Annotated in this window: 1 protein-coding gene and 10 pseudogenes; 6 read left to right on the forward strand and 5 right to left on the reverse strand. The window is 48.6% G+C overall.

The annotated features are described in order from the left end of the window. Positions 1-9: 9 nt before the first annotated feature. Positions 10-1,503 (reverse strand): annotated as a pseudogene (locus KW548_24790) (CoA-acylating methylmalonate-semialdehyde dehydrogenase). A 17-nt stretch (positions 1,504-1,520) separates the two neighbouring features. Further along, positions 1,521-2,737: pseudogene (locus tag KW548_24795) on the reverse strand (acetyl-CoA C-acyltransferase). Between the two features lie 250 nt (positions 2,738-2,987). Between KW548_24795 and KW548_24800 the strand changes: the two are divergent. The 5 pseudogenes from KW548_24800 to KW548_24820 all read left to right on the forward strand — a co-directional run bounded on the left by KW548_24800 (position 2,988) and on the right by KW548_24820 (position 8,108). Beyond that, positions 2,988-3,365 (forward strand): annotated as a pseudogene (locus KW548_24800) (MerR family DNA-binding transcriptional regulator). A gap of 67 nt (positions 3,366-3,432) precedes the next feature. Then, positions 3,433-4,616 (forward strand): annotated as a pseudogene (locus tag KW548_24805) (acyl-CoA dehydrogenase family protein). 75 nt (positions 4,617-4,691) lie between these two features. Next, positions 4,692-6,305: pseudogene (locus KW548_24810) on the forward strand (methylcrotonoyl-CoA carboxylase). A 9-nt stretch (positions 6,306-6,314) separates the two neighbouring features. Next, positions 6,315-7,090, forward strand: a pseudogene (locus KW548_24815) (enoyl-CoA hydratase/isomerase family protein). 73 nt (positions 7,091-7,163) lie between these two features. After that, positions 7,164-8,108 (forward strand): annotated as a pseudogene (locus tag KW548_24820) (hydroxymethylglutaryl-CoA lyase). Here the strand turns inward: KW548_24820 and KW548_24825 are convergent. The 3 pseudogenes from KW548_24825 to KW548_24835 all read right to left on the reverse strand — a co-directional run bounded on the left by KW548_24825 (position 8,085) and on the right by KW548_24835 (position 10,656). After that, positions 8,085-8,997, reverse strand: a pseudogene (locus tag KW548_24825) (DMT family transporter). The pseudogenes KW548_24820 and KW548_24825 sit on opposite strands and share 24 nt — an antisense overlap. A gap of 178 nt (positions 8,998-9,175) precedes the next feature. Then, positions 9,176-9,862, reverse strand: a pseudogene (locus KW548_24830) (AraC family transcriptional regulator). Between the two features lie 10 nt (positions 9,863-9,872). After that, positions 9,873-10,656 (reverse strand): annotated as a pseudogene (locus KW548_24835) (AraC family ligand binding domain-containing protein). Here KW548_24835 and KW548_24840 point away from each other — a divergent pair. Next, entirely contained in the window at positions 10,591-10,743 is a 153-nt protein-coding gene (locus tag KW548_24840; GenBank protein ID QXX09528.1) for a hypothetical protein, read from the forward strand. The pseudogene KW548_24835 and the gene KW548_24840 overlap by 66 nt on opposite strands. The last annotated feature ends 903 nt before the right edge of the window (positions 10,744-11,646 follow it).

Consider the following 11,646-nt stretch of genomic DNA (forward strand, 5'->3'; position numbering starts at 1 on the left):
GTCCTCCCGTTATCGCAGTTGAATGGTTAGGTTTGGCCCTGTTGGGATATCATCATCAAACCAGCGTGACGTAATCGTTTTAGTTTCGGTATAGAAACGCACCGCTTGTTTACCATAGGCATGTAAATCGCCATAGAAACTGCCACGCCAACCTGTAAATGAAAAGAATGGCAATGGCACAGGAATCGGCACATTGATCCCCACCTGACCGACCTGAATTTCATGTTGGTATTTACGTGCTGCTGCACCATTTGCGGTGAAAATCGACGTTCCGTTGCCATAGGGGTTGTTGTTAATCAGTTCAATCGCCTCTTCCAACGTATCGACTTGTAAGCAAACTAATACAGGGCCGAAGATTTCCTGCTCATAGATTGACATATCAGTAGTGACACCGGTAAACAAGGTTGGGCCAAGCCAGTTGCCCTCTGGCATTCCAGCAACATGACACTGAGTTCCGTCTAACTCCACACACTGCCCCTTGCGCCTTGCCTTCTTCAATCAGACTCACAACACGATGCTTAGCTTCTTTGCTGATCAATGGCCCATACGCTGCATTACCATCATCCCATGCGCCCGGAGTCATCTTCGCCATTTCTGTCTTGAGGTCGTCGATCCAATGTTTTGACTCACCAACAAATACGGCAACAGAGATTGCCATACAGCGTTGACCTGCAGCGCCAACAGAGCTGCCGACCAAGTTGTTGATCACCTGTGCTTTATTGGCATCTGGCATCACAACCATATGGTTCTTTGCACCAGCGAATGCCTGCCACGTTTGTTGAAGTTGGTACCCGTCTGATAAATGTACTGAGCAACCGGCACAAGACCGACGAATGACACGGCACGAATCAAAGGGGTGAACCAGTAGTTTGTCGACCTGATTCTTGCGACCATGAACAACCTGAAGAACACCCTTTGGTGCGCCAGCCTGTTCAAACAACTCCGCCAAACGCATCGCTGTTAAAGGTACCTGCTCTGAAGGTTTGAGCACGAAGGTATTACCTGCGGCAATCGCAAGCGGGAACATCCACAGTGGAATCATCGCAGGGAAGTTAAATGGCGTAATGCCACAGCACACCTAACGGCTGAATCATAGAGTAAGTGTCGATTTCTGTTGCCACATTTTCTACCGTTTCACCCATCATATTGCTGGCGATATTCGCGGCTTGCTCTACGACCTCAATGCCGCGCCACACATCCCCCTTTTGCATCGATGGTAATTTTGCCGGTCTCTTTCGAAATCAATTCGGCTAGCTCATCGTGGTGCTCTTTAAGTAAGTGCTGATAACGTAGCATCACACGGGCTCGCTCAGACACTGACACTTCCTTCCAAGACTTAAACACTTCAGCGGCGTTCTGCACCGCTTGTTCCATTTCCTGCTCGGTCGCACAAGGAAGCTTGGCAATCACTTCACTGGTTGCCGGGTTGGTCACCTCAACCCATTCATTGGTCTGTGACTGGCAGAACTCACCGCCAATAAATAAGGGAACTGACTGAATCATAATGATGTCCTTTTCTTTTATAGTGGGATCTCAATACCCATTGCGGTTGCTTCACCGCCACCAATACAGAGTGATGCAACACCTCGCACCACGCGTTTTTGTTGTGATTTCCATCTGTACCCAGAGCCTGTAACTGACGTAGGCTATGGATCAGCGTGACAAGAATCCTTGCACCGCTTGCGCCAATCGGATGACCTAATGCGCACGCCCCGCCTTTTACATTGACCTTCTCGCTATCCGGGCCAAGCTGTTTCACCGCGATCTGCGTTACCACAGCGAAGGCTTCGTTGATTCCCATAAATCCACTTCGTCTACCGCCCAATCTAGCTGCGATAGAAGCTGCTCAATCGCATAAACTGGTGCTATTGTAAATTCAGCAGGAATATGCGGGCATGCGTTGCATGACCTTTGATAATGGCCAGTGGTTCTCAGACCCTGTTGCTTGGCCGTTTGCGCATCCATCACCACAAGAGCGGCAGCCCCATCGGATATTGCGCTGGAGTTGGCTGCGGTAATAGAGCCCTCTTTAGCAAATGCTGGCTTAAGCTGGGGGATTTTTCGGGCTTTATTGAGCGCGGTTGCTCGTCATAATCAAAGAGGTGGCGCTTTTTTAGGGCAACAGGCACAATTTCGTCGGCAAATAACGCCTGCTGCTGCGCTTCAGTCAGCTCGGTTAACCGATAAAGTGGCCCATTCATCCATTTGTTCTGGGAGTAAATTCAAGTTTATCAGCGGTTTGTTGGCCGAAGACACCCATGAGCTCACCTTCGTACGCATCCTGTAAGCCATCGAAGGAACATATGGTCGTAGGTCGATTTGTGTCCCATTCGCATGCCGGGGCGTGACTCTTTCAGTAGGTACGGCGCATTAGTCATGCTCTCCATGCCGCCAGCTACAATGCAATTGGCACTACCAGCTTGGATCAGATCGTGGGCCAACATCACCGCTTTCATACCTGAGCCACACACCTTGTTGATCGTGGTACAACCCACCGATGTCGATAAGTCTGCTCCCAGAGCCGCTTGTCTGGCGGGGGCTTGCCCACAGCCTGCGAGGTAACTACACATCCCATATACACTTCGTCAACTGAATCTGGCGATAAAGATTGTTCTTTCATTGCCGCTTTAATCATGACCGCCCCCTAGCTTGGGGAAGAATATTCAGGAAGCATCCCTTGAAAACGCCCCATTGGCGTTCTCTTTGCTGCAACTATCCAAATCTCTTTCTCTTGCATTGCCTGCTCCTCAAAGATTGTTGAGTGACGGCTTTATTCATTCAGCGACGACAAAGCGGCTCAATTCCGATGCCACTTTCACTTTTTAAAGCCATTTTGTTTTTGCATGGTTATTTTCTTGACGTTTACGTAAGCATAGCACTAACATTTACGTTAACGTAAAGAAACACATTCACAACCTGTAAAATCTTTTTACCGTCGTAGTGGAAAGTGTGATTGTCTAATACCTAGCAGTTGGGAGTTTCATCTGGTGGAAACATACAAAATCAGCGAGCTCGCTAAAGAGTTTGATATCACTACAAGAAGTATCCGCTTTTACGAAGATATGGGCCTAATTCAGCCCTGACCGCAAGGCAGTATGCCGGATTTATCAGCGCAGAGACGGGGTTCGTCTCAAGTTGATTTTGCGAGGCAAGCGACTTGGTTTTCCTTGGCCGAGATACGCGACTTGTTAGAGCTTTACGACACGAATCAAATAGATACCCGGTTGATCAAGATGCTCAAAATCATTGACGAAAAAGAAGCCGTACTCAAACGCCAACTTGAGGACATCACCATTGTTCTTGACGATTTGAATACCGCTCGTCAGCGATGTGAAGAAGCGTTACGGCGCTCTAAAGCCAGCTAGCACTTCGCGAGACATCATGTATCTGCCAGGGATCGTAACCAGCAACAACCGCTGAATCGGAGGCGATATGATATCTCAGTACACCCCCCTCAACTTTGGGCTCGATGAGTCTGTCAATATGTTGCGGGAACACGTCAATGCTTTTGCCCGCGAGCACATTGCACCTATCGCGGCCAAAGTGGATGAGGATAATCAATTCCCGAACCACTTATGGACACTAATGGGCGAAATGGGCTTGCTTGGCGTGACCATAGACGAGACAATATGGTGGCGCAGGTATGGGCTATTTGGCACACGTGGTCGCCATGGAAGAGGGTTAGCCGTGCCTCTGCTTCTATTGCATTGAGTTACGGGGCGCATTCAAACCTATGCGTCAATCAGATTTTTCGCACCGGAAATGCGGTTCAAAGAAATGCCTACCTAAATTAATCGACGGCTCCCCATTGGCGCGCTGGCAATGAGTGAACCTAATGCAGGCTCAGACGTTGTCAGTATGCAGCTCAAAGCTGATTTGCACGGCGATCACTATGTGTTGAACGGCACCAAGATGTGGATCACTAATGGCCTGATGCACATGTGCTGGTGGTTTATGCCAAAACAGACCTAGCGCCGCCTCAAGGGGTATCACTGCCTTCATTATCGAACGTGATTTTGCAGGATTCAGCCACGCTCAAAAGCTCGACAAACTCAGTATGCGAGGCTCTAACACCTGTGAACTGGTTTTCAACAACTGCAAAGTCCCGGTTGAAAACGTACTCGATGGAAGTAAATCAAGGTGTCAAGTCTTGATGGGTGGCTAGATTATGAGGAGCGCGTTGTTCTGGCAGCAGGCCCGCTCGGTATTATACTGCAAGCGTGTCTCCGACCTTGTCGTACCCTACGTTCATGACCGTAAACAATTTTGGTCAATCCATCGGTGAATTCCAGCTAGTGCAAGCCAAGAGAGTGGCGGATATGTATGCCCGATGCCAACGCGGCACGCGCATATGTGTATACCGTAGCCGCTGCCTGTGACCGAGGTGAAACAACAAGAAAAGACGCCGCAGGCGTGATTCTTTACAGTGCCGGAATTAGCCACACAGCTAGCACTGGATGCCATCCAGTTGCTAGGCGGTAATGGATATATCAATGAATTCCCCTGCGGGTCGTTTATTAAAAAAAAGAGACGCCAAACTCTATGAAATTGGTGCGGGTACTTCGAAATTCGCAGGATGCTTATCCGGGCGTGAGCTGTTTGAAGAGTCACGCTAACAAGGATGTTATGGCAATCATAAAAACTAAAAATCAAAACCGACTCTCCCCCTGTTCACTAAGAATCAGCAAGCGATGAGTGGACTGGTCGAAAATTTAAGTGCGGATGTTGAATCCATCCAAACAGGAATTGGCGGCGCTAGGGCTGTTGAAAGACGGCGCAAGAAGGCTTTGAAACTTTCCCGTACGAGAGCGCATTGATCTGCTGCTAAATCAAGGTTCAGATTTCTTAGAAATCGGCCAATTCGCGGCCTGGAATGTTTACAGAACAATCCATCCCCCTTGCGCCCGATGTGTCGTTGCAGGTATCAGCAGGATCAAGGGGGTACCCTTGTATGTGGTGCTTTGCCAACGATCCGTCTGTTAAGGCGGGACTTACTACCCACTGACAGGTGAAAAAGCACCTCAGAGCCCAGGAAATTTGCCGGGCGCTGCCACTTACCCTGTGTTTTATCTGAGTCGACTCGGGCGGTGCGGACTTACCTCACCAAGCAGAGGTGTTTCCAGACAAAGAAGAGACCATTTCACGGGCGTATTTTCGCTTTAATCAAGCACGCATGTCCGCCAAGGGCATACCCCAAATAGCGGTAGTTCTTGGTCCTTGTACCCCGCTGGGGGCGCTTATATTCCTGCCATGGCCGATGACTCGGTCATCGTAAACAAACAGGGCACGATTTTCCTAACGGGGCGGCTCCCTTTGGTTAAGGCCGCCACAGGTGAAATCGTCACGGACGAAGGAACTCGGCGGCGCGGATGTTCACTGCCGTAAAAATCTGGGGTGGCAGCAGACTACTACGCGGAAAGGTGAAGGCAACAAGCTTCCATATGGCGAGGAGAAGCACTGGCTAACGGCAACCAGAGGCCTGTGATCCCTCAAACACACAAGGTTTTGCCACCGCGTCTACCCGCTGAGGACATCTATGGCGTCGTCGTGCTGACTTGCGCTTGTCTTTCGACGGTGAGAGAAGTGATTGCACGTATTGTCGATGATTCCGATTTCGATGAATTTCAAAGCCTTACCTTCGGCATGACGCTGGTGTGTGGCTTTGCAACTTCGTATCGAAGGCAAAGCTCATTAGTATTGTCCGCCACCAACGGCATCTTGTTTGCGGAATCAGCTCGAAAGGGGCTCACTTTATCAGCGCTGTGTGCTGAAGCGAAAGTTCCATTGCTGTTCCCTACAGAGGAACATTACCGGATTCATGGTCGGCAAAAAGTTGAAGAAGGTGGCATCGCCAAACATGGCGCCAAACTCGTCATGGCAGTGGCGTGCGCTGACGTTCCTAAGTTCACCATTATCATCCAGTGGCGGATCTACGGGGTGAGGACAGACCACGGCATGTGTGGGCGAGCTTATGGAGCCAACGATGATGTGGATGTGGCCTATGCCCGGATCTCGGTAATGGGCGGAGAGGCTTCAACCCGCACATGTACTCACCCAAGTCAAGCGTGAGGTCTTGAGAGCACCCGGGTGAACCTTGGTCGAGAGGTGGAAGAGAGGGCCAGTTCACAGCCAAACTATCGTTGATCGGTATGAGGAACAAGGCCACCCGTACTATGAGTGCTCGCCTTTGGGACGGTAGCATCATTGATCCGAAACAGACCCGGCATGTCTTAGCTCAAGCGCTTACCGCAGCCGAGAGCTATGCTCCGATGCCCGATAGCCAATTCGGTATCTTTAGAATGTAGGAGCATAGCATGACAAATCTAATCGATAACAGCTATCTTACTGGCAGCATCGATGACTTAGGCGTTGCCACTCTGTCACTTAATCGGCCGGACCAAACACAATGCCTTCAGCGCACGGGTCATCGAACAGTTGATAGAATCGATTCACTCACCCTGGCTCAGCGTTCAGAGGTGAGATGTTTAGTGTTAAGTGGTAACGGAAAACTACTTTTCGGCAGGCGCTGATCTTGGCTGGATGCAGTCAATGATAGCTAAAAGTGAACTGGAAAATCAGCAAGATGCTTCAAGACTTGCTCAGTTGATGCATTGCTTGGATGACTTTTCCCTCACGTAACTATCGCTGTTTGTTCATGGCTTTTGCGCGTTTGGCGGAGCGCTCCAGGCTAATCTGCTGTGTGTCGCTATTGCTGACCATAGCGCCCTTTATTCTTCCTCAGTGAGGTTAAGCTAGGATTAGTTCCAGCGACCATTGGGCCCTATGTAAACCGCACGATCGGTGCTCGCCAGTCAAGGCGCTACATGCTGACTGCTTTGAACGTTTCGACGCCAACAAAGCGGTTGAGATTGGTTTTAATTCGTGAAGCTGTCGAAATCAGCCAACTGGAAAAAAAGCCGTCACTGCTATCGTCAATCAGTGGCTACTCATGTAGCGCCGCGGCCCCTGACTCAAACTAAAGCACTGATCGAAAGTCGTGATACTCAGGTGCTTGATGATGCTTTGATTGAATATACCCAGTCAATTAATCGCAAAAGTTAGGGTATCCGACCAGAGGGCAAGAGTCTAAAAGACTTTCTTTTGATAAGCGGCCCCAAATTGGGCGATGATAAGGAGGCAGTGAATGATGGGCTACCTCGCTACTGCCAGAGAGTCGGTCAAGATAGTCGAAGTTGGTCTCTCGCGACGGTTTGCAAAATGAGCAAGCCGTTTCAACCGAGGCAAAAGTCGCGCTGATCAATCCAACTCTCTTGCTGCGGTCTTACCCACATCGAAGCGGGGATCGTTTGTCTCGCCTGAAGTGGGTGCCACAAATGGCGGACTCATTGGAAGTCATAGGCAGCAATCCCACTCAGCGCATCGAACGTGAAGTATGCTGCTTGCTTATCCTAACTTCCAAATATGAGAGGGTTTGAGCGGGCTATCGGAAGCCAATGCCGACCTTGAAGTAGCGGTATTCACATCTGTCTTCACAAGACTTTTGTCGAGAAAAACATTGGCTGTTTCTGTTGAAGAAGCCTTGAAAGACGATTCCGGCCCCTGGTGGCTGAAGCAAGAAGACAAAGGCATCCCATTTAGAGGTTGCTTGTCCTGCATCGTCGATTGTCCTTGATGATGGTCCAGCCGAAGGCCTTCTCAGGTCGCATATTGCCCCAAGCACTATTAGAGACTTGGTTTGCTATGAAGTGTCTCTTGGCAAATTACCATTGGTTCTGAATACATCAATAAAGTGGCCAACATGCTCGATGCGGTTTTTGAACGAGTGCCCTCCACATCGGTCGCCGTTCATTTCCATGATGCTTGGAGGCAAGCGCTTCGTAATATATATCAGAGCCCTTCAAATGGGGGTCCATGTTGTCGATAGCAGCGTCGCGGGCTTAGGGGGCTGCCACTTATGCTGACCCGAGGAGAGTCAGGTAACGTCATGACAGAAGATGTTGTGTACCTTTGCCCAAGGTTTGAAGGGATTGAAACGGGCGTGGATTTACATCGCCTTGCCCAAGCAGGGTGGGGGAAATCAGCGCTTGGTGACGCCTTGGGGCGCCCAACCGACTTCCAAAGTGTCACTGGCTTGTGCCACTAACTAGGAGCTCTCTATGTTTGGGCACATTAGGATTGAGTAACAAGCAAACCATGATCAGCCCAATTCCTATCCACCCCAATAAGGCCCAATGTGTTCTCCCTACAGCCACAGCAAGTAAGCGGCCGCGGCAGGCTCAAACGAGCGTTAGTAAACTTGCTTTGCTTGCTGACTACCGTTGTTAACCCATAACCAAAGCAGACATAGCCGAGAAACTTGGAACCAACGCCATATACCAAGGCGACGGATGCATGGATAGATGTCGCAAACAAATTACCACCAGTAAAAAATAATGAAGGTATTGTAGCAGCAATAGTGAACCTCAAGCCAAATATACTCCCATCATAGATTTCGAATCTTGCACGTCCTCAATGGTGGGCGTTTTGCACACTTACATGCGCGTAGAGTAGCATGAGGTGAACCCTGAAAGCAATCCAAACTGCCTATCCCTATATATTTGGTTTGCTCTACATCGGTTTGTATTGACGTTGATGTCTCTGAAGAGTCAGTAAAACGATGCCAGTGCGCCCACTGTCAACTATCACCCAGCGAGTGTCAATTGGCTTTTCTTTGCCAAACGAGGCATTCCAACAATGCAGCGAAGAACGGTACACTCGCGATAGATACCACAGTTTCCAATCGCGACACCCCCATTCTCATCGAGCTATAGAACGCAAGAGGATGATAAACCGCTAAAAACCAGTGCCCCCAGCAATAAAACAGGGTTTATTGGTTACCTGTATATGTCGGTCTTTTCTGATCGTACCGCAGGCAAGCAAGAGCCATCCTGACACTAACGCTTACATCGAGCGCCAATCGCCAGCGGGCTGATATCAGGCGCATACGTGGCTGCGGTACCGTTCGTTCCACAATAAAGAAGCAAACAGGATGACCAAAACTCCGAGAACCTTCCTGACGAGCTTTTTAGTGTCTGATTCATATCTATACTCTTTGTCATATCATTTTGATGGGCGAAGGGAATAATGAATAAATGAACACATAACTTTGCAGAAAGACTACTCTATTTGATTTTACAGACTCAATTTCATCCGCCTCTTAATGCGCGAGAGAAAGTCAAATTGATGATGAAAAACGACGACTAAAAGCGGATAGGTCCTTGTACCCGACTCTCTCACAATAAGCTGGACAGAGGATATCCGTGTGCGTCAGGAGTGCTTTGGCTTTCCATTCTTTTGTTTAGTCACGTATTGAAGAACGATGAGCAGTAGATTGTTTAAGAATTTTTAAACTGCGTCCCCTCAAACGGGCGACTTTTGCCAAATGTTCAGCCGTTATATCTCTCCCTGATCTTCTAATATATGATGTAACACCGCTCTGACTCTACTGATCAGAGTCGCTGCCCAGCATGTTGCTCCGCCAATAGCTTGACAACACATATCAACCATAGAGGAGCTTCAATGGCAGGGGGGTGACTCGATGCAAGCTGAGGATTCGACCAGAGGTCAGATAGAAGCGGAGTGGCGCTGAAATCGGAAAACCAATGCGTCCATGTCCAGCAAACTATCAGGTAATATGTTTCAAATCAGCGACCACAAAACGCTGCACCTTCGTGGCGCGGAAATGGTGAAACGTGTTGGCCTTTGATTACCACGCATTCACCGACTGACACTTTGCCTTGGTAACCTTCCAGTTCAATATGTGGTGCCCAAGATAGGTAGTACCAGTTGATGATGTTCATGCTTGCATGCCCCTTGCGTTGACGGGTATAAGCACGGAGCCAGTGAGATTATTTTTCAACATCAGGCGGGATTCACTCACAAAAGTGAGATTGATAAAACTTAGGTATTTACCGCCAGTTTCTTTTTAAGATAGCTGAAAATGCGCCTGATCGAGAACCCTGGGCGGTGGCGAAACGTATCAACGATATCGGCTCCCGATCTGAGCGCGTACTTTCTATTGCACGCTTGATCTTCTCATCGATTAGATAGGCATAGGGCGGTAACCCATAGTGGTCCTTTAAGCACGTAAAGCTGATATCGGCTCATCCCTACTTCGCGTGCTGGCAGCACCACAAAAGAGTGAGCGTGGCTCGGTTCATCCATTAATTATCGCGGACCGTGATTCGATAAACCTATCAGCGGCCATCGTTTTGACTCCATTCTGGAAACTGAGCTCCAATAAAGTCATACAAGCAAGATTGAGCGCTAACAACAGACCCTCTTCAGTCTGACCCGCCAGAAAACAGTACCAAGTATCATTGCAAATTCCAGGATGACTAACTCTGAATCATTCTTCCAAAAGCCACATAATCATAATGTTGATTTGACGTCATTTCCTGCTGGATCTCTCCCATCTCCAACGCATCAACAAACAGCATACTGCGGGACCAAGTGCCGTGATATGGATTACAGGAATGGACATCTGCAGGGTTAATCGTCACATTATCCCCTTGGCCAATCTGATGTGTATTGCGTCGATTTCGGTAATCTGCTCCGGCCTTGATGGATAATGCCGAAGGAAAATTCATCATGAGAGTGGGCATCCGCGCATGCCGTCGACTGGTTGGCGACACGCAGCTCAATCCATGGCAGCATCGTACTCTGCTTGAAGCTCGCACTTTTTATCTCTCTTCATTCAACCACTACTCCACTCAGAGCCAGATCAGCACAACAGATGCATAACATTATGGCCATCAATCTATTAAGGTGGCGATGAACTCGTGGATTTGCAAGTCGATTCATAAACCCCGCCAATCATCGCCCATACGCCAACACCGATCACGCAGACGAACAATGACACGAGAGTAAAGAGTACAACGAATGCTGCTCATTTTACCGCCTTTCTTTTATAAGAGCTGACACCGAACATTGCTACCAACCAAGCTGGGATTGACTATTTGAGTCAAACTTCCAGTTAACCAGCCTGAGCTCTTTACTGGCTCGACAGCAACCCCTTTCACTGGTGCCGCGGCGAAGATTTGATAAGCAAGGTAAAACAAAAAACTACTGCCAAATCAACTGCATCTTAAACTTCTTAGAAGCTTCGGCAATATGGCTACCAAGGTTTGCATCATCTGTACTGTACCAAACGACAACAACATAGGCCCAATGATGCGCCCAAAACATGAAATAACGCTGCCCTTAGGCCATCATTTACCACTGTCGTTGTCGCTAACAAATTCACTGGCGAAACGTCACGGCCCCACAACAAATACCACCATCGCCAAAATCAAGATTTTCCATCTCGTTGTCTCCCCTCTTTGAGCAAGATAGTACCTAAGAGAAAAACAGTATTGAACGATAGTGCACAGCCGCATTCGTTGGGAAGCCAGGACAATAGAGACTTGAGGTCTGGTTAGTTTGCCAAACCATAGCAATGAGCGCCGCTACCTTTGCAGTGGCTAATCAGTCTTGTAGAAGCTCCCTAGTTTGAGGACTCTCCAATCATAAGCACACTTATTCAAATATTTCAGAACGAAGTATGTTAATTTTCTACGATTTAATCTCCCTTAATCAGCGCCTAAACTTAGTTCAAATCACCGAGGTAAACGCATACAACGCGGAAATTTAATTTGAAATATTTGA

This window comes from Vibrio neptunius (genome assembly GCA_019339365.1).
GTDB classification, from domain to species: domain Bacteria; phylum Pseudomonadota; class Gammaproteobacteria; order Enterobacterales; family Vibrionaceae; genus Vibrio; species Vibrio neptunius.

Coding starts and splice junctions, on each gene's coding strand:
- KW548_24840 (QXX09528.1), top strand. CDS start 10,591: ATGAGAGTGGGCATCCGCGCATGCCGTCGACTGGTTGGCGACACGCAG.